The following is a 22195-nucleotide window of genomic DNA, read 5'->3' as shown; positions in this document are numbered from 1 at the left end:
TCTTTAAAGAATTAATGATGAAAAAAATATTAAAAACAAACAGAATAGCAACCTTGCTTTTTGTATTGGCTATAGCAATATCGTCTTGTACAAAAGATTTAGATATTACGCCTCAAGATGATCAAGATTTGTTAGGTGATGAATTCTTTGCAAATGAAACTGCTTATAAAGAATTATTAGCAGGCGTTTATGGCAATTTATCTTTAACAGGAGTAGACGGACCGGGTTCTTCTAATATTGATGGTTTAGATGCAGGAACTAGTCAGTTTGGTAGAGTATTATTATACTTACAAACTTTATCTGCAGATCAAATGATTTGGTCGTATGAAAATGACCCTGGCACACGTGAAATTCAACGTAATATATGGAATGCTGATGATCCTATTATATTAGGAATGTTCGGTAGAACGCATGTAACTATTGCTTTTGCTAACAATTTCTTAAGAGAAACAACGGCTGCTAAGTTAGCGGAAAGAAATGTTTCTGATGCCATGAGAACAGAAATTGTAACCTATAGAGCAGAAGCAAGATTATTAAGAGCAATGTCTTATTATTATATGATGGACTTGTTTGGACAGGCTAATTTTACCACTGAAAATGACGCTATCAATGCAGAAGCCCCTGTCTATAACAGAACACAATTATTTGATTTTGTGGAAACTGAATTATTAGAAATTGAGGCTGATTTAAAAGACCCTATGGCTAATGAACATGGTAGAGCTGACAAAGGTGTGGCTTGGATGATTTTATCTAAAATATATTTAAATGCAGTAGTATATATAGGAGAACCTAAATATACCGAATGTTTAGAATATACAAAGAAAATAATTGCTGGCGGATATAGTTTGGCTACCAACTATTTGCATAATTTTATGGCAGATAATGACGTTAACTCTGCGGCAAGTGAAATTATTTTCCCTTTAATTTCAGATGGTGCAGCTACCCAAAACTATGGGCCAACCACCGTTATGATTAATGGTTCTGTTGGAAGTATCGAAGCCAACGGAGCTGCTTTAGGAGTAAGTGCTGGTGGCTGGGGAGGCGCCATAAGATTAAGAAAACAATTTGTGCAATTATTTGACGCTAGCATTTTTAATAATGATAGTAGAAATACAATTATTTCTGAAGGTAGAAATATTGAAATCACTGATATTTCTGATCAAGATCAAGGTTATATTTTAAGAAAATATTCAAATGCAAGATCTACTGGAGATTTAGGTGTAGATCCAACTTTTGTAGATACTGATTTCCCTTTATTTAGATTAGCAGATGTATATTTAATGTATGCAGAAGCACATTTAAGAGGCGGTTCAGGTGCAAATCCTGCAGATCTTACTTTATATATAAATTCTTTAAGATCAAGAGCTAACAACCCTCAAAATAATTTATCGGTTTCAGATATTACCTTAGACTTTATTTTGGATGAAAGAGCTAGAGAATTACATTGGGAAGCACATAGAAGACAAGATTTAATCCGATATGGAAAATTTACTGGTGGCGCTTACAATTGGGCTTGGAAAGGAAATGGTACAAACGGTATTGCATTACCAGCCAATCTAAAACTATATCCAATACCTGCTGCAAGTATAGCTTCTAACCCAAATTTAACTCAAAATGAAGGGTACTAATTTTAAAAATAATTTAAAAATGATGAAAAATATTAAAAGATTTTCAGCAATAACAATCATCGGTGTATTCATGGTACTATTCCATGCATGTGATGATAGTTCTGATCTATTTACTGTAGTGCAGCCAGATGCTCCTGTTTTAGCAGCATTAGACTTTACTGATTTAGAATTAGACCCCATAAATACAAGCAATCCTGCAATCACCTTAAATTGGGATGATGCGGATTATGGACAACAAACCTCTATAAACTATGCCATAGAATTCTCTAAAGATGCAGAATTTACAGACCCCGTGATCGCTGCAACAACTACCGGTAGAACAACCATTACTTTATCAATTAATGAAGTAAATGCTTCTGCTGGTAATGCTGGCTTAAACCCTTTTGAATGGAAACCTTTATATGTACGAATCGTTTCTTCTTTAGGTACCCAAAATCAAATTGAATCGGCTTCTAATACCTTAACTTTTAATGTATATCCATACTTTAATTATGTTTTTAATGATTATTATTTAGTTGGAAATGCAACAGCACCAGACTGGAATAATAACAATAACAATCCGGCTTTATTTAGAGACGCTAATGATAGCAATAGATTCTATTATACAGGCTATTTTGGCGAAGGAGAGTTTAAAATTTTAGAAACTAAAGGCCTATGGCAGCCACAATGGGGTACTAATGATGCTTCAAGTATTGATGTGAATCCTGGAGATGGCTCAGATCCTGGAACTTTCCCTAATAATAACACTGCTATTTCAACGCCAGGTTATTACCAGTTTTCAATAGACTTTGCTACCAATACTTTTGATTTTCAACCTTTTGATGCAACAGGAATCACAAGTCCGGCTTCCTTAACCATTCAAGGTTCAAGTGCAGCAAATATTACGATGAATGCTTTAGGTTTTGATGGTCATATCTGGTACGCAAATAATGTAAGATTAATTCCAGGTAATTTTGAATTTGTAACAGGTGCTGGTGCCAATTGGGGAAGTTCTACTTCTTTTTCTGGTGTAGCAACTGATGGTGGAGGCGCAATTCCTGTAATTGTTGAAGATGATTACGATGTGTGGTTTAATGATTTAACAGGTCGTTATGTCTTAATTCCATTAAACTTATAAAATCAATTTAATTTTAAAAAGATAAAAAATGAAAATTTATTTAAAAAAATTAAGCTATTTGCTTTTATCACTTACCTTATTGCTAGGTGCGTGTGATGCAGAAGAAAGCTTAACAATAACAAATCCAGCACCTGAATTTGTTTTAAATACGCCTGGTATTAGTACTATATTTTTAAATTTTGAAGTGCCAGAAAACCCTGCTTTTACCATCAATTGGGTTGATGAAGTGAATGCTACTGCAACTTATAATGTAGAAATGTCTACAGATGCAGCATTTACAAATCCTATTTCATTAGGGACTACCGATAGAGATAATTTTTCGATGACTGTTGCGGCATTTAATGATGTTTTAAACGCTGCTGATGTCAAATCGTTTTCAGCAACTGCCGTATATATGAGAATAAATACGGGTAGTGTATTGTCTAATACCATCTTATTTCAGGTTTCTAAATTTGCTGTAGAAGTGCCAATCATCACAAGTCCAAATACGGCAGATGCTTTTGTACTTTCAGATGTTGATCCAGATTTAGTTATCGCAACAATTACATGGGAAGATCCAGAAATTACTGCAACTTCAACGGTTGAGGTAAGTTATGAGCTAGAAGCTGCTGAAGCAGGTACTAATTTTGCCAATGCATTTTCGTTGGGAGAAACTCAAGAAAACTCTATAGATCTAACACATGGTCAATTAAATTCATATGCTCTAGATAATAGTGGCGTTGCCGGAACTGCAATAAATTTTGATTTTAGAATTAAAGCCATTGCAAAAACTGCTGCTGGCGATTTATTTAGAAGTTCAGACGGAATAACACTTTCTATCACACCTTATGATGTTGCCTTACCTCCTGCTTTGTATGTTGTAGGTGCTGGTGCTGTAGATGCTGGATGGGGATGGGATTCTCCTGTTGAGCTTTTATTACAAGGAAAAAAATGGTCAGGAAACATTAACCTATCTCCAGATAATGGCGGAAACTTTAGATTTTTCACAGATAAATCTTTAGAATGGGGTTCTCCTAGCTATAACTTTCCTTACTTTAAAGACAGAGGTTATACCATAGATGCAAATTTTGAAGATGCCAATGATGGTGATAATAACTTCTTGTTTACAGGAGCTGCCGGTAGCTATTTTATTGAAATCGATACAGAAGCAGAAACGATTACTTTAGGCCCCGCCGTAGTTGGACCAAGTTGTAACTTTGATCAACTTTGGGTTGTTGGCGCAGGTGCCGTAGACGCTGGTTGGGGATGGGCATCTCCTGTTGAAATTAGTTGTACAGGAACTGGAGTATATCAAGGAAATATCAACTTAACAAATGATGCTTTCAGATTTTTCTCTGATAGAGCATTAGAATGGGGATCACCAAGTTTTAATTATCCTTATTATGCAGATGCTGGTTATACCATAGATGCAAATTTTGAAAATGCTGCCGATGGAGACCAAAACTTTAGATTTGTGGGTACTCCTGGAACTTATTTCTTAAGCATTGATGATATTAACAAAACGATTACTTTAGGTCCAGAACAATCACTTTGTGAATTTGACCAACTTTGGTTAGTTGGCGGAGGAGTTCCCGATGCCGGTTGGGGTTGGGATTCTCCAGTAGCTTTGCCTTGTACAGGAGCTGGAGTATACTCTGGAGATGTAACTTTTGCCAATGATGCATTCAGATTTTTTACAGACAGAACTTTAGAATGGGGATCGCCAAGTTATAATTATCCTTATTATGAAGGGGAAGGTTATACCATAGATGCTAATTTTCAAAATGCTGCTGATGGTGATCAAAACTTCAGTTTTGTAGGCACTCCAGGGACCTATACTTTAACCATAGATACGGTTAATAAAACCATTACTCTAAATTAAACTACAAATCAAAAAGGCTATGTTTTCAAAAACATAGCCTTTTATTATACCCAAAAAAAACTTCATGAAGAAAACGCTACTTATTCTGATGCTACTCTTCATAGCATCTATAAAAATTAACGCACAAGTAACTTTTAATAAAAACTCAATAGAAATTGACGAACCTGTAACTTTTACGGTCGATATTAATTCCGATGAAAATAGTTGTAATGGATTGTCTGAACCTACAAAAGTTTACATGCACGCCGGTATAGGAGATAAAGCCAATGCTTTTGGTTTTAATGTGATTGGCAATTGGGGGCAAGATGATGGCGTTGGCGAAATGACCAATAACGGAAACGGCACCTATAGTATTACCCTAATTCCTCAAACTTATTTCAACTTAACACAAACTCAAATAGATACTGCTTCTCAAATAGGAATGGTATTTAGAAATGCAGACGGAACACAAGAATTAAAATTAAGTGAAAATGGTTCTTGTCAAGATTTTATTTTTCCTATCGGCTCTGTTCAACTCGAATTAACAAAACCAACAAGTAATTTTGTCCTTGTAAACTCTGGTGATGATCTAGACTTAAGTGTAGAAATTATATTTCAAGGAAGTACAACTGTACAAGGTTCTATCGAAGTTTTTTACAATGATGTATCGGTAACCACTAGTAATTGTGGTTTCCCATCTTGCAATGCTACGATTACAAATATTACAGAAAACGGAGAAGTAAAAGTAGTAGGCACGCCTCCAGAATCTTCAGAAACTGGAGAAATAAAATTTAATGTTACCGTAATACCAACAGTTGTCAATGAGACAATGCCAGCAGGTATGGTTGACGGAATTAATTATGTTACTGATGCCACAAAAGCAGTTTTAGTTTTAAACGCTCCGGGTAAAGATTTTGTGCAAGTGGCGGGAAGTTTTAATAATTATACCCCTACGGATGATTACATCATGAAAAAAGATGCGGATTCAGGAAAATTTTGGTTAGAAATTTCAGGTTTAACATCCAATCAGATAGAAACATACCAATATTGGGTATTTGATCAATCTCCGGCAACGAACTCTCCTAGTTTGGTAAAAACTGCAGATCCTTTTTCTACATTAGTATTATCTCCTTTTGATGATCCTTGGATTGCTGAAACTACCTATCCTAATTTACCGACGTATCCAGAAGGGCAAGATAGAGAAGTTACCGTTTTACAAACTGCACAAACTCCTTATAACTGGACGGTTACAAATTTCGAAAAACCAAAGAAAGAAGATTTAATTGTTTATGAAGTATTGATTAGAGATTTTGATGCTAACAGAAATTATCAAGATTTAATCGACAAAATAGATTATTTTAAAAATTTAAATATCAATGCCATTCAGTTAATGCCTGTAATGGAATATGAAGGAAATGAAAGTTGGGGTTATAACACTTCATTTCATATGGCTTTGGATAAATTTTATGGAACAGAAGAAAAATTCAAAGAGTTCATTGATGTTTGTCATCAAAATGGAATTGCAGTTATTTTAGATGTTGCTTTAAACCATGCTTTTGGCAGAAATCCAATGGTTCGCATGTGGATGAATGATCCAGATAATGACGGATGGGGAGATCCAAGTAGCGAGAATCCTTATTTTAATCAAACTGCTAGACATAGTTATAATGTTGGTAGCGATTTTAATCATCAAAGTAGTTTAACGCAACAATATACAAAAAGAGTAGTTAACCATTGGATTGAAAATTTTAAAATTGATGGTTTTAGATGGGATTTAACGAAAGGATTTACTCAAAATTGTTCTGGTAGTGATGATGGATGTACAAACGGTTACCAACAAGATAGAGTTGATATTTTAAAACAATATGCTGATTATTCTTGGTCTTTAGACGCAGAACATTATGTGATTTTTGAGCATTTAGGTGAACAAAATGAAGAAAAAGAATGGGCAAATTATCGTTATAATGAAGGAAAAGGCGTAATGATGTGGGGAAATGTAAATGGACCTTACAGCCAATTAATGATGGGATATGCTTCAAATTCGAACATCAATAATATTGGACACAAATCTCGTGGATCTTTTAGTGGTGCTAGAGTTGTAGGATATCCTGAAAGTCATGATGAAGAAAGAATCATGTACAGAGCTGTTGCCTATGGAAATGACGCCATTTCTGGTCACAATGTAAAAGACTTAAGCACAGCCTTATCAAGAATGTCTGCCATTGGTGCAGTAAGTTTAACAATTCCTGGCCCAAAAATGATTTGGCATTTTGCAGCACTTGGTATGCAAAATTCTATTTTTACCTGTGATAATGGTACTGTAAACGAACCAGGTGGAACTGATGGTGATTGTAAATTAGCTACAAAACAGCAACCACAATGGACAGATAATTGGATGTCTAATGCAAATAGAAGAAAAATTTATGATGATTGGTCTCGAATAAATGCCTTAAAAATAAATGAAGCTGTTTTTGAAGGCGATTACAATATTAACTCTGGCTCTTTAACACCTAGAATCGATATTTTTAATACGAATATTCCAGAAACTAAATTGAGAAACGTTATTGTTTTGGCAAATTTTGATGTGGTCGCAAAAAATGTGAATACTAATTTCCCAACCGCTGGGGCTTGGGTAGATTTAATGGATCCAAGCGGTAATACAACATATTCCGCGAGCACCATAAATTTACAACCTGGCGAATTTAAACTTTTCGGAAATCAAGTTGCAACGCTTTCTACGGATGATGTTACGATGATAAATGATCTTTTAAAAGTATATCCAAATCCTACTTCTTCTAATTTTTCATTATCAAAAGATGCAGTAGCAGTTAGCGTTTTTGATGTAACAGGAAAACGAGTAAAACAGTTTACTGAAAATGATCTTAAAAGCAATATTTTTTCAGTAACAGGCTTAAATACAGGTGTATATTTTATCAAAATAAAAGAAAAAAACAATACAACAAGTACACGAAAATTAATGATCAATTAAACTAAAAAGATACAAATACCAATTTAATTTTATAATGAAATGTACACAATTGATGATTTTTTAAGTAACTTTATATAAAGATTATGGACTTTCTTATGGTTCTATTTTTTTATAAAAATTAAGTAAAAAAGAAACGATTTATTACTGCATTATAGGGTTAAATTGGTAGTATATCATTTAAAAATACCAATCCTATTCACTGCTACTATTTTACAATAGTTCTCTAATTTTAGTAATGGTAAAATCAATTTCTTCTTTTGTAGTGAATTTAGAAAAAGAAAAACGAACCGCTGTTTTATCAGCTGCATCCTTATTTAAAATTTCGTCTAAAACATGAGACCCCTTATTACTGCCACTCTGGCAAGCTGAACCTCCAGAAACAGCGATTCCTGCCATATCTAAACTAAATAAAAGCATCTCATTTGCTACTGGAAAACGCACATTTAAAATGGTATAACTACTTTTATGTATGTCGGATGAATGTCCGTTAAATTCAATAGCTTCGGATATATTTTTTAATTTAGAAATAAAATATAATTTTAAAGATTCTATTTTATGTCTGTCTTTTTCCATATTAGAAATTGCTATGGACAACGCCTTTTCCATGCCTAAAATACTATGTACATTTTCGGTACTAGACCTAGCCCCTCTTTCTTGATCTCCTCCATGAAACATGGGTAAAATCCCGAATCCTTTTTTAAAATAAGCAAAACCAACCCCTTTTGGTCCATGAAATTTGTGAGCGCTAGCCACAATAAAATCAATCGGAGTCTTTTTTAAATCTAAAGGATAATGACCGATTACCTGCACAGTATCTGAATGAAATAAAGCATCGTATCTTTTACAAATAGCGCTAATTTCATCAACCTTTAAAAGGTTACCAATTTCATTATTGATGTGCATTAAACTCACTAAAGTGGTATCATCTGAAGTTGATAATAGTTCCTCTAAATGAAGCTGATCTATATTGCCAAATGCATCAACATTGATAAAATCTAAACTAATATGATATGTTTTTTTGAGAAATTCACAAGTATGCAAAACGGCATGATGTTCAATTTTAGAGGTGATAATTCTTTGTATCCTTAAATTTAAAACGGCATTGTTTAGAATTAAATTATCGGCTTCGGTTCCTCCTGCTGTAAATACAATTTCGCTAGCAGTAACATTAAATTGTTTGGCAATATTTTTTCTAGCGGTTTCGACGGCAGACTTTGCTTTTCTCCCAAATTGATGTGTCGAAGATGGATTTCCAAAATTTTCTTGCATAGAAGTATGCATCAATTCTAAAACCTCTGCATCAATTTTGGTCGTTGCGGCATTGTCTAAATAAATAGCTTTCATGCCACAAAAATACGTTTTTATCTGCAAAATTCTGAGTACTAAAACCTTTTGCGTAAGATAAATTTATCTTTCTTTTTTAACAGGAATCTCAAGAATTTCCCCTAAAAAATAATGAAGAAAATTAATGCTTATCAATGAAACTTGCCTTTTGTATGCCAGCCTTTTTTTATCTTTTTTGTATGTTTTTCATCAACCTAAATGAACCTTTAGGATTCCATAACATTCTGATAAATGTAAACTTCTGTGGCTCCTAAACCATATTTCTTGTAAGAAGCATCATAATATTTTACAGGATATTTATTTAATAATCTATTCAACTCAGATTTTAAAACGCCCTCTCCCACTCCATGAATAAAAACAATTTTCGAGATTCTTTTTTGAATTGCAAATTCAATTTTATTTTTAGCTGTATCTAATTGCAAGTTTAACATATCGTAATTATCTAAACCTCTTACCGATTTTACTAACTGATTAATATGTAAATCTACTTCTAAAAGTATCTCTTTTTTATCCTTTATAAAAGCGGTTTTCTTTGGTTTCTGCGCTGATATTTTCTCTTTTAAAAACGGATTGTTAATATCAGAAAATTTAGAAAGTTCATGTTGTTCTCTTTCGATTTTTACTAGCTCTGAAGCATTAAAATTAAAAATCATCCCATCATCCGTTTTTACAGAAATAACATGCTCTTTAATATCGATAATAATCCCTTTTAAAACATCATCTAAAACGGCCACTTTATTTCCAATTTCTAAACGCATTCTTAACTTTATTTTAATTTATAATAGATTGCTATTATCTTACTTTTGTGGTAAAAATATATAATGATATTGAAGGCTTCTAATGTTTCTACAAAAAACTTTTTTTTAAGCGCATCAAAAAAAAATTCTCTTTCTGCTGATCGAAAATTATTGTTGCTTAAAATTGCGGAAGCTGTTGCCTTAGAATATGGCAAAAACGAAGTTGTACACCTAAATTTTATTTGCACACATAACGCTAGAAGAAGTCAATTAGGACAAGTTTGGAGCTTTTATGCAGCACATTATTTTAATCTAAATATTGATGCTTTTTCTGGCGGAACAGAATTAACTGCTTTTCATAGAAATACAATAAAAACATTACAAAAAGCAGGTTTTCATTTTCAATTAGAAAATTTTTGTCATCAAAATCCTAGCTATAATATTTCTTTTGATGGTGCAAGAAAAACAGTTTTAGGCTTTTCTAAATTATATAGTGATCCAATAAATACAACACCTTTTATAGCCATTACAACTTGTAATAATGCGGATAAAAACTGCCCATTTATTAAAAAAGCCATTCATCGTTTTCACTTACCTTTTGTAGATCCAAAAGCTAGTGATGCAACCGATAAACGAGACGAAACATATTTAAAAACAAATCAGCAAATTGCAGCAGAAGTCTATTTTATTTTTGATACTGTAAAGAAACTACTTGCTTAATTTTTTTTATCCGAAGAAAATAAAAAGCTTTTTTTTATGAATTATTTCAACATCAAAAATAGCATTTGTTACGCATTAACCATCTTGAATTTTGTCCAAAATCTAAATCTACATGTAAAATAAATTCGTGTGTGTTTAAATTACCAGAAACATTAAGCGTCTTATAATCATACGCATAACCAATTCTATATTTTTCATGTATCACCAAAGTAAACAAGGCACTTACAGAACTTTGATGACGATAAGAAAGTCCTGCTTCGATAACTTCATTGTATAAAAAATTTGCATTTACATCCATAGAAACTGGCTGATTGGTTGTATATCTTACCATGGTTGACGGCTTAAATAGTATACTTTGTGATAATCGAAACAAGGCGCCTGTAGATAAAAATACATTTGGATTTGTTGCTAAACTTGTTTGTTTAAAACGATCTTCTATATAAAATTGTGGTGTTTCTAACAAATAAGGTACAGATAAACCCACGTAAAAATCTTGATTGTAATATAAAGCTCCAAAACCAACATTAGGGAAAATGCCACTTGTAGAAGCGTAACTTTCGTTATCTATCGTAATTCCGTCGAATAAATTATTGTTAAAAAAGGTCATTCCTCCTTTTAAACCGAAAGATAATCTGCTAGCATCAGAAATTACTAAAGTATAAGAAGCATCGAAATTTACGTTTCTAGTTTCTGTTAAACCAATTTTATCATTTACAATTGTGGCTCCAATTCCTAAACCTCTTTTTGTTCTTCCATTAATGGAAAAAGTTCTAGTAGTTGGCGCACCTTCTAAACCAACCCATTGATCTCGAGATAAAACAGACATGCTTAAATCTGCTCTATACCCAACAAATGCCGGATTTATAATCTGCATATTGTACAAATATTGTGTATAATTTGGTAATTGTTGTGCGTTTATTTTTAAAGTTGATAAAGAAATCATCAACCCAAATAGCAAAAAATATGCGTTGCTCTTATTTATTTTTGATACAATTTTAGCCTTCATATTCATTATCTAATTAATTGTATAAAATTCTTTATTGGCTTTTTTACACCGTCATTATAATCTAATATGTAAAAATAAACGCCTGTTGGTACGGGCTTATTGTTATAAGTTCCATCCCACCAAATAGGATTTAAATTGCCATTATTGCTATAATTATACACTTCATTTCCTTGTCGATTAAAAATTATTAATATAAAATTTGGGTACTCTTTTAAGATAGAAATTTCAAAAACATCACTCTTACCATCATTATTTGGTGAAAATAAATTTGGATAATCGTTATCTGTTATAAATCCTTCGCCCCTTGGAAAAAACGTATTTGAAACGTCTAAAGAAGTTAAAGTTGCTTGTAAGAAAAAAGATTCTGTACCTTCTTGCAATTTATCATTGATAGTTTGTACCTCTTTTTTTATTGAAAATGAATACGCAGGAATATTTATATTTTCTGATATAAAAGTATAATCTTCATTCATAAAGGTAGTGTTATCGATGGTTTCTAAAGTAAAATTAATAGGTAAATGATTTTGCATAGGCTCTAAATCTGTATTAAAAAGACCTATTTCAAATGATAAAACTTCTCCTTCTTCCACCGTTGAATTTAAACTTGTAATTTGAACTAATGGATTTGGGTCTATATCTAGAATTGTTCCTGTTCCCGTTATTGATACATCTTGTGAAGCTACATCAGGTGTTTTTAAGATGCCTATGACCTCTAAAATTTCTTCATCAAATTCATTTAAATTATCTTGGAATGTTTCGATATTAAATGAAATTTCTAAAGCAGTATTCATAGAGTTTTCTATCCCATTAAAAGTGAATTCTTCTCTAAATGGTAAAAAATCATCAGGACTCACTGCTTGGTTTTCTTTTGAAAATACCTCCACTACAATATTCCTAGAACTAGGATGAGAAAGGCTTAGTGTATGTACTAAATCATCTCCTTCATTTGCTCGAGCATTGCTTATGGAAACAGAAGGTAGTAATTCATTATCTAGAATAGTACCTATAGATTCTAAAGTTTCTAAAGAATTATTCATTGTATTTTCTGATGTGATGATTCCTACTAAAGTAAATAGCTCATCAATTTCAGAAATAGGATCATCTAAAATAGCAACAGAAAAACTAATTGTATTTGTGAATGGTGGAATTGTAAACGTGTTATTTAAATTTTCAATATAATCAAAAGACGCAGTTGCTACATCATACATAGCTGTTTTTTCTGTGCCATTTTTGGTCGTAAAATCGATGGTTACAGGTGTTGCACTTTCAACTAATATGTTCTTATTATTTTTTGTAACCAAAGAAATTGTAAAATCTAAATTATTTCCTTCTATCGTTTTGGCATCTGTAACTATTTGTACAAAAATGGCAATAATTTCTCTCCAATCTCTTTCTGGAGTTTCTGCATTATCAACATTTGAAAAACTAAGTGGAGTTTGATTATTTGAAGGATTTACCAAATTATCATTGGTATCAAAAGCATCATCTAAACCATCATTATCTACATCGGAATTTAGTGGCACAGTTTCTGGTATTCCATCACTATTAGCATCCCAACCTTCAATAATATCATCTCGAACATCGTTATCAGAGTTCATATCTATGTAGTCTGGAATCTTATCATTTTCTGTATCAACAGGATTAATCCCATTTGGATATGCAGTATTAATACCCGCTAAAGAAACTGTTGCATTTAATGTGGTGTAATTATTCGTTAGTTGCGCCTCAATATTATCGACAATTCCATCATCATCTGCATCAATATCAATAAAGTTTGCATTTCCATTAGCATCTGTATTTGGAATTATATAATTAATTGTTGTGGTTAAACTATCATTATTTTCTTTAGAATTATCTAAACCATTTGCACCAATAGCCCCATTTGTAGTTCCATTTCTATTTGTATCTAAACTAATATTTCCAGCTTCAACAATATCTAAAATTCCATCATTATCACTATCTAAATCAAAATGATTAGGAACTCCATCATTATCAAAGTCAAAAACATCTACAATACCATCGTTATTTGCATCTGCTCCAAAATCTGTATCTCTATAATTTGGTATAAAATCACCATCATCATCGTCTAAAGGATTTATACCATTATATTCTAAAATATCAGGTATGGTATCATTATCATCATCTAAATCAATTCCGTTAGGGATTCCATCATTATCTGTATCTGTAAATGCTGAAACGGTAATTGTTCTTGAAGATTGCACGATTGTACTTAAAGGATTTGAGGCTGTAAAAACAACTGTATTTGTACCTTTACACATTTCAGAAAAAAGAACGCTAAATTCAATTGTAATACTTTGATTTGCTTGAAGTAGGCCTGAATTGCCATCAAATAAATTTACATCTGAAATTCCATCGAAATTCGTATTCAAAACGGGGTCTGTAGTTGCAGTTGAATTTTTAATGATAGGATTACTTACTAATATAATATTACCGCCACAAACGCTATTCAGATTATCTTGTAATTGTAAGTTTATAATCTCTACAGCTTCACTTGTATTTTTTATCGTAATTTGAAAAGTATTTTCTTCATGTTCTAAAATGCCATTTGGCGCAGTATGCACTGTGGAAACTATTTCATCTGTGCTAGAGGACGAATTAAAATAAAAACGCATTCCGGTTGTTCTGCAACTGCATTGAGATTCTGCAGAAATATTTGCGACAGCAGAATTTACATAATAATATCGATCCACATGATCTCCTAAAGCATCTGACCAAGTGACAAATGAGTAACGCCCTTTATTATTAGTTGATGATTCATCAAAACCATCTAAAGGTCCTTGAGTTTGTGAAATGTCCATTTGCCTAAAATAACTATAAGAAGAATTGTTAAAAGGACCAATTAAATAATATACCTCTAATCTAATTGTTTCTCCCGCTGGCAAAACGTTGTTTGCTGTTAATAAATTGGTGTTTGTTATACCGTCAAAATCTGGATTGATACTTACGCTTGGACCACCTGAAACTTGCGTTATTATAATATCTTCAAAAATTATCCCTTTAGAAATAAACTCACTAAGTCCCATGTTAAAGTTTACATTATTTGCATCCACAGAACCTTCGTTGGTAATAATTACTGTGTTTACATACTCATAAGTTCCGTTAGAATTTACAATTCCAGGAGAATTTCGCGTATTATTAAATTCGGGTACATAAAGCCCTGCGCTTACAACAGCTTCTGTTGTATGAAAATCATTGAGTGTTAGGGAATTTGTTGCAGTACCACTGCTATCAGTAATGTTTAATATGTTTGTAAAATCGACTCCTGAGGAGCCAGAAGGAGTTGGATTTGGTCTCCCATTACAAAAAGCACTTACCGTTACACAATAACTTATGGAAATAGATTGTCTCGGATAAAGCGTTAAATTATTTACCGCATCGTCACTAAAAAAATTAGTGGATGTGCCATCTAAAAAATTAGGATTTACAGCGCCATTTGTAAATTCTTTTGGATATGGCTGCCCTAAGTAATCTTTTGGAGTATTACTATTTCTAATCCTTACTTGACTTACTTCTACTAAACACCCTGTGCCAAAAACAGCTTGCAAATCATTGGCTAAATCAATATTTTTAACCAGACTTGCAGCATGATAATCTTGTGCATTACTTCTATTTACTAAAGTGGCATTATAACTAATTTTATAATTTCCACTACTCGTAAAACCTTGATTACAGCTAGTTATAGATCTAATTTCTATTAAATTTTTAGTCGGTTCAACAGTTAAAAACAAATTGGCAGAACTTGTAAATGTACCATCTGTAATTGTATACTTTATAACTGGAACTGCACCTATATAATTTGGCGTAGGAACTAATTTATAACTTCCGTTTTGAAATAATGTAAAATCTCCTTCAGCTAATTTGGCGGTTTGACCAGAAGTATAAGTTGTTCCATTTATTTGAAATTCAGTAGTGGTTAAGACATCTTCATTAATATCTGTATCGTTTACTAATACTCCAGGAATAGGACCGATTAAAGTCTTATTCTCGTCTGCTGTATTGTAATCATCCTTTGCAATAGCGGGTGTTGGAGGTATAATTACAGAAATCGTTATACTGGCTGAACTTGTAAACACACCATCTGTAATGGTATACGTAACAGTATCTGTATCCCCCACAAAGTCAACTAAAGGAGTATAAGTAAATCTACCATTTTCAAAAATAATAAGACTTCCTTGAGCAAAAGTAGCTTTTTGTCCGGCAGTTAAGGTAGCTCCATTTATAGAAAATTCTGTTACTTTCAATATATCTGCATTTATATCTGTATCATTATCTAAAATTCCTGGCGCTGTTCTAAGAAAAGGTTCATTTATAAATGCTGTATAACTATCGTTACTTGCTATAGGTGGAGATGGTGGAAAAATAACTGTAATATCTAAATTAGCAGAACGTTCAAATGTGCCGTCAGTAATTGTGTAGGTAATCGTATCTATATTTCCTACAAAATGAAGTGAAGGAGTAAAGGTAAAACTACCATCTTCTAAAATAGTAATGCTACCTTGTGCTAAATTTGAAGTTTCGCCAACACCATGAGGTACTCCATTTATTAAAAATTGAGTTACTTTTAAAATATCTTCATTTACATCCGTATCGTTATCTAAAATTCCGGGGGCGGCTTGATTTATCGTTGTGTTTACAAATGTGGTATAACGATCATTAATTGCTCTAGGTGGTGATGGAGGAACCGTTACAGAAATATTTATTTTGGCATAGCTTGTAAATTTGCCATCTGTAACGAGATAAGTAATGGTTTCTATATCTCCTTTGTAATTTGGTAATGGTATAAAAGTAAAACTACCATCTTCTAAAATATTTATAGTTCCATGATCAAAAACAGCTGTTTGATGAACAGTATAAGACACTCCATTTATTAAAAATTGTATAACTTTTAATACATCTTCATCTGCATCCGTGTCATTTTCTAAAATACCTGATGCAGATACATTTAAAGAGGTATTTACAAATGTAGTATAGGTATCGTTATTTGCAACTGGAACTGTCTGAGAAATCAAAAACTGAGAGGCAAATATTATAAAAAAAACTATTATTCTATGGATTTTTATCATGGGGAGTGAATAAAAATATGGTACTGTAAAGATAACACTAAATTTCGAGATTCTTATGATAAGGTACTCTTTAAAACATAAGGAATAACCGCTGCACATGGCGTTGTTTCTCTGTTTTCACGAATAATTCTCTAAGGAGAATTTTTAGTATTCGTTTTTTTCGAACATTGCATTTTTATATTCCGTGTATTGATTCCAAACATCTTGTACTTACTCATCTATATTTGGGCTTGCTGATTTAAAAACAAACCAGCAAATTGTAGCAGAAGTCTATATTATTTTTGATACTGTAAAGAAACTACTTGCTTAATTTTTTTTATCCGAAGAAAATAAAATACTTTTTTTTATGAATTATTTCAACATCAAAAATAGCATTTGTTACGCATTAACCATCTTGAATTTTGTCCAAAATCTAAATCTACATGTAAAATAAATTCGTGTGTATTTAAATTACCAGAAATATTAAGCGTCTTATAATCATACGCATAACCAATTCTATATTTTTCATGTATCACCAAACTAAACAAAGCACTTATAGAACTTTGATGACGATAAGAAAGTCCTGCTTCGATAACTTCATTGTATAAAAAATTTGCATTTACATCCATAGAAACTGGCTGATTGGTTGTATATCTTACCATGGTTGACGGCTTAAATAGTATACTTTGTGATAATCGAAACAAGGCGCCTGTAGATAAAAATACATTTGGATTTGTTGCTAAACTTGTTTGTTTAAAACGATCTTCTATATAAAATTGTGGTGTTTCTAACAAATAAGGTACAGATAAACCCACGTAAAAATCTTGATTGTAATATAAAGCTCCAAAACCAACATTAGGGAAAATGCCACTTGTAGAAGCGTAACTTTCATTATCTATCGTAATTCCGTCGAATAAATTATTGTTAAAAAAGGTCATTCCTCCTTTTAAACCGAAAGATAATCTGCTAGCATCAGAAATCACCAAAGTATAAGAAGCATCGAAATTTACGTTTCTAGTTTCTGTTAAACCAATTTTATCATTTACAATTGTGGCTCCAATTCCTAAACCTCTTTTTGTTCTTCCATTAATGGAAAAAGTTCTAGTAGTTGGTGCACCTTCTAAACCAACCCATTGATCTCTAGATAAAACAGACATGCTTAAATCTGCTCTATACCCAACAAATGCAGGATTTATAGTCTGCATATTGTACAAATATTGTGTATAATTTGGTAATTGTTGTGCGTTAATTTTTACAGTTGATAAAAAAATCATCAACCCAAATAGCAAAAAATATGCGTTGCTCTTATTTATTTTTGATACAATTTTAGCCTTCATATTCATTATCTAATTAATTGTATAAAATTCTTTATTGGCTTTTTTACACCGTCATTATAATCTAATATGTAAAAATAAACGCCTGTTGGTGCGGGCTTATTGTTATAAGTTCCATCCCACCAAATAGGATTTAAATTGCCATTATTGCTATAATTATACACTTCATTTCCTTGTCGATTAAAAATTACCAAGACAAAATTTGGATACTGCTGTAAGCCTAACATTTTAAAAACATCACTCCTACCATCATTATTTGGTGAAAATAAATTTGGGTAATCATCACTGAAGATTGTACCAATTCCGAAAGGTGCAGTTATATTTGAAACGGTCGTAAAATCTAAATTTAACTGTAAAAATAATGTTTCTATCTCTTCATTTAATGCATCATCAATCGTTATAACTGATTGATTTATGGTTGATGTAAAAGCAGGAATTACAATTTGTGTAGATAAAGACTGGTAATCTTGGTTTGCCGTTGTTGTATCGTCTATGGTTTCTAAATTTATATTGATTGGAATGTAATTCTGTATCAATTCTCCGTTTGCATTTACTAGACTGATTGTAAATTCTAAATCACTGCCTTCTTCTGCTTCTGCATTGTTAATTTCTACAATCGGATTTGGATCAACATCTAAAATTGTGGCCGTTTTTGCTAAATCTTGAGCACCAAGATTGCTTGTTAGCCCAACGCCAACAACGTTAATAATTTCTTCATCTGGCTCATTTAAATTGTCTAAAAGAGAGGTAATCTTGAATGAAACTTGGGTATTTGCATTGTTTGGATCTGTAGTGCCTTCAATCGTAAAATTATCAAAAACAGGATTATAATCCTCGGGACTTATAGCTGTTCTATCTGTGGTTACAATTTCAACAGAAATAGGCGTAGATGCAGGATTGCTAATGGTAATTGTATGCAATAAATCTATGCCTTCTAATTCACGCGAATTGTTCATAGTGATTGAAGGAGCTGCATCATTATCTAAAATTGATCCAATCCCAATAACATCTTTATTTAAAGTATTGTTAGAGGTAATGGTTCCGTTTAATGTAAAAAGTTCTGTAAACTCAAAAATAGTATCTTCCAAAGAAGTTACTACAAATGTTGCTGTAGTTGTAAATGGAGCAATTGTAAACGTTGTACTTGGCAGACCAACGTAATCGAAAGGTGAAATTGCAACATCAAAGACGCTAGTTGTAGTTGTGCCATCTGAAGTTGAAAAATTAAAATCGATGGGTGATGAACTTTCTATTAAAATAGAATTATCATTTTTTGTAACTAATTGAATTGTAAATACAAAATCTGTTCCTTCTGGTTGTGAAATATTGTCAATTAAAACAAAAATGCCGATTATTTCTCTCCAATCTCTTTCTGGAGTATCTGTATTATCAACATTTGGGAAACTTAAAGGTGTTTGTCCATTTGAAGGATTTATTGCAGTATTATCTAAATCAAAAGCGTCATCTAAACCATCATTATCTATATCAGAACTTCGTGGTACAGTTTCTGGAATTCCGTCATTATTAGCATCCCAACCTTCAATGACATCATCTCGAATATCGTTATCAGAGTTTATATCTATATAATCTGGAATTCCATCATTTTCTGTATCAACAGGATTAATTCCATTTGGATATGCCGTATTAATGCCAGATAAAGAAACTGTTGTACTTAAGGTGATGTAATTATTCGTTGGTTGCGCTTCTATATTGTCTACAATTCCATCGCCATCTGAATCGATATCCATAAAATTTGCATTTCCACTAGCATCTGTATCTGGCAACGTATAATTAACTGTTGTGGTTAAACTATCATTATTTTCTTTAGAATTGTCTAAACCATTTGCGCCAACAGTATTATTTGTGCTGCCATCATTGTTGGTATCATCAGTTGCATTTCCTGCTTCTACGATGTCTAGAATTCCGTCATTATCGCTATCTAAATCAAAATGATTAGGAACTCCATCATTATCAAAATCAAAAACATCTACAATACCATCGTTATTTGCATCTAATCCAGAATCTGTATCTCTATAATTTGGTATAAAATCACTATCATCATCGTCTAAAGGATTTAAACCATTATATTCTAAAATATCGGGTATAGTATCATTATCATCATCTATATCAATATCGTTGGTAATGCCATCGTTATCTGAATCTGATGAGGCATTCATACTTACTGAATTAGAAGAAGAAGTAACCAACCTACTTAAAGGATCTGTTGCAGAAAAGATAGCCGTATTTTGTCCAATACAAACTTCGCTGAAAACAACTGTAAATTCAACTGTTATTTTTTGGTTGACTTCTAATATTCCGGAAGTACCATCAAAAATATTTGTATCAGTTGTGCCATTAAACGAAGGATTTAAAACTGGATTTGCAGTAGCTGATGAACTAATAGTAGGCGTAGTTACTGATATAACATTGCCATTACAAACATTATTTAGGTTATCTGTTAATTGTAAATTATCTATTTGTACTCCTAGACTTGTATTTTCTATTTCGATTTGAAAGGTAACTTCTTCATGTTCTAAAATTTCCTTAGGCGCTGGTTTAGTTTCTGATACAACTTTATTTGTATTAGAAGTAGCATTGAATAAAAACCGCATACCTGCTCCTATTGAATTACAATTACAACCTGTAGAAACAGAAGTTACTGGATCCTTTAAATCATCATATTTATCTAAATGATTGCCTAAATTATCTGACCACGTTACAAATGAATATTTTTTTTTATTCTCTGGTAAAAAACTATCAAAACCGTCTGCTGGTCCTTGTGTTTGAGACCGATCTGTTTGAAAAAAGATATTGGAGTTGTCACTACTAACAGGCTCAATTACATAAAATATTTCTAAAACAATAGATTCTCCTGCAGGTAATACATTGTTGGGCAACAATAATGTAGTTTGATTATCGCCATTAAAATCTGGATTAACATTCACAGTCGGTCCTAAAAACTGTGTAACTCTAATTTGATTAAAAGTGACTCCTTTAGTTCTAAAATCTCCCAACCCCATATTAAAGTTGATATTTTGAGCTGTTGCTGGTCCTTCATTGGTAATAACAACCCGATTTGTAAAGTCGTAGGTTCCATCAGCATTTATATTACCTAAAGGCGCAGGTATATATAAACCCGCAGCAACCACGGCTTCTGTAGTATGAAAATCTTTTAATATTACGGTGTCAGAACCACCTCCTTTATTTGAGGTTACACTTACCGTATTTGTAAAATCGATGTCAGAACCAGAACGTGTTGGAAATGGCCTACCATCACAATCAGGGTCTACTGTAACACAAAAATTTACCCTTATCCTTTGCCCTGGATATAAGACAAAATTATCTATTGCATTCTTATTAAATATTGAAGTAGATGTTACATTTCCAAAATCAGAATTTATTGCTGTTGCTGCTCCTGAGTTACCAAAATCTTTTGGATATTCAACGTTATTTACATAATCATATACGTCAGGACTATTAAAAGCAGAAATTATTATGCTCTCTACATTAATTACACAACCAATTCCAAAAGTAGTTTCAAGATTGTTGATTAAATCTATATTTCTTATTAGGCTATTTGCGTGACCATCTCTTGCTGTTGATTTATTTCTTAATGTGAACCTATAATCAATTCTATACGCTCCATTAGCATTAAAACCTTGATTACAACTATCTAAATCATCTATTTCAAGTAAATTATCTATAAATTCAACCGTCAGCAATAAATTTGCAGAACTTGTAACTGTACCATTTGTAATGGTGTATGTAATGGTATCTACATTACCTGTATAACCTGTATTGGGTATAAATCTATAGCGACCATTTGTCGCAATGGTGATACTTCCTTGAGGAGTGTTTGCTGTTTCTCCTGCATTAAAAACATCTCCGTTTACAGAAAATTGAGTAACCCTTAAATCGGTGCCACTGGACTCTATATCGTTTTCTAAAACTCCAGGAGCAGCAACATTCAAAGTAGTATTTATTTCTGCAGTGTCATAATCATCTATAGCAATTGGCGTATTTGGGGATACCGTAACAGTAATATTTAAATTTGCACTACTTGTAGAAGTCCCATCTGTAATCGTATAGGTTATTTCAGATACTGTTCCAAAAAAAACTGGATTTGGTATAAAATTAAAACTTCCATCTGCTAAAATTACAATAGAACCTTCTGAGAAACTTGCATTTTCACCAGCAGGAAAAGTAATTTCGTTAATTATAAATTCGGTAATGAAAAGTGCATCTCCATCTGGGTCTGTATCATTTGTTAAAAGCCCAGGTGTATTTTCAGATAAAGGTGTATTAAGTAGAGTTGTTTTTACATCATCGTTTGCAATTGGTGGATCGAGAGCAACTAAAAACTGCGTAAAAAATAAAAATATGAATATTATTAGTTTGGGGAATTTTTTTATCATAA

General features: G+C 32.3%; 11 protein-coding genes. 5 read left to right on the top strand and 6 right to left on the bottom strand.

Features of this window, described 5'->3' with window-relative positions:
• Positions 1 to 17: 17 nt before the first annotated feature.
• From K8354_RS04895 to K8354_RS04880, 4 genes are all read left to right on the top strand, one after another.
• Entirely contained in the window at positions 18 to 1628 is a 1611-nt protein-coding gene (locus K8354_RS04895) for a RagB/SusD family nutrient uptake outer membrane protein (RefSeq protein ID WP_223445868.1), read from the top strand.
• A 19-nt stretch (positions 1629 to 1647) separates the two neighbouring features.
• Complete coding sequence (locus tag K8354_RS04890; protein WP_223445866.1) at positions 1648 to 2745, top strand: SusE domain-containing protein; 1098 nt, start codon at positions 1648 to 1650, stop codon at positions 2743 to 2745.
• Positions 2746 to 2773: 28 nt separating this feature from the next.
• On the top strand, positions 2774 to 4606 hold the full coding sequence (locus K8354_RS04885; RefSeq protein WP_223445864.1) for a SusE domain-containing protein: 1833 nt from the start codon (positions 2774 to 2776) through the stop codon (positions 4604 to 4606).
• 64 nt (positions 4607 to 4670) lie between these two features.
• Entirely contained in the window at positions 4671 to 7574 is a 2904-nt protein-coding gene (locus tag K8354_RS04880) for an alpha-amylase family glycosyl hydrolase (protein ID WP_223445862.1), read from the top strand.
• Between the two features lie 210 nt (positions 7575 to 7784).
• Here K8354_RS04880 and K8354_RS04875 read toward each other — a convergent pair whose 3' ends face one another.
• Positions 7785 to 8918: a cysteine desulfurase family protein gene (locus K8354_RS04875; protein WP_223445860.1), complete on the bottom strand. Its 1134-nt coding sequence runs from the start codon at positions 8916 to 8918 to the stop codon at positions 7785 to 7787.
• 206 nt (positions 8919 to 9124) lie between these two features.
• Entirely contained in the window at positions 9125 to 9676 is a 552-nt protein-coding gene (locus tag K8354_RS04870; protein WP_223445858.1) for a DUF8465 domain-containing protein, read from the bottom strand.
• Between the two features lie 63 nt (positions 9677 to 9739).
• Between K8354_RS04870 and K8354_RS04865 the strand changes: the two genes are divergently transcribed.
• Positions 9740 to 10375, top strand: a complete 636-nt coding sequence (locus K8354_RS04865; protein WP_223445856.1) for a low molecular weight phosphatase family protein — start codon at positions 9740 to 9742, stop codon at positions 10373 to 10375.
• Between the two features lie 52 nt (positions 10376 to 10427).
• Here K8354_RS04865 and K8354_RS04860 read toward each other — a convergent pair whose 3' ends face one another.
• From K8354_RS04860 to K8354_RS04845, 4 genes are all read right to left on the bottom strand, one after another.
• The gene (locus tag K8354_RS04860) at positions 10428 to 11381 is read right to left on the bottom strand and encodes a PorP/SprF family type IX secretion system membrane protein (RefSeq protein WP_223445854.1); all 954 of its coding nucleotides are present in this window, start codon (positions 11379 to 11381) and stop codon (positions 10428 to 10430) included.
• Positions 11382 to 11386: 5 nt separating this feature from the next.
• Positions 11387 to 16411 carry a cadherin-like domain-containing protein gene (locus tag K8354_RS04855; RefSeq protein ID WP_223445852.1) on the bottom strand — a complete coding sequence of 1675 codons (5025 nt, stop codon included), beginning with the start codon at positions 16409 to 16411 and terminating at the stop codon, positions 11387 to 11389.
• A gap of 416 nt (positions 16412 to 16827) precedes the next feature.
• Positions 16828 to 17781 carry a PorP/SprF family type IX secretion system membrane protein gene (locus K8354_RS04850; protein WP_223445850.1) on the bottom strand — a complete coding sequence of 318 codons (954 nt, stop codon included), beginning with the start codon at positions 17779 to 17781 and terminating at the stop codon, positions 16828 to 16830.
• Between the two features lie 5 nt (positions 17782 to 17786).
• A complete protein-coding gene (locus K8354_RS04845; protein ID WP_223445848.1) occupies positions 17787 to 22193 on the bottom strand; it encodes a cadherin-like domain-containing protein in 4407 nt (1468 codons plus the stop codon).
• Between the last annotated feature and the right edge of the window lie 2 nt (positions 22194 to 22195).

This window comes from Polaribacter litorisediminis (genome assembly GCF_019968605.1).
Lineage (GTDB): Bacteria > Bacteroidota > Bacteroidia > Flavobacteriales > Flavobacteriaceae > Polaribacter > Polaribacter litorisediminis.
The sequence above is the reverse complement of the archived record's forward strand: the minus strand, read 5'-3'. Positions and strand labels throughout refer to the sequence as shown.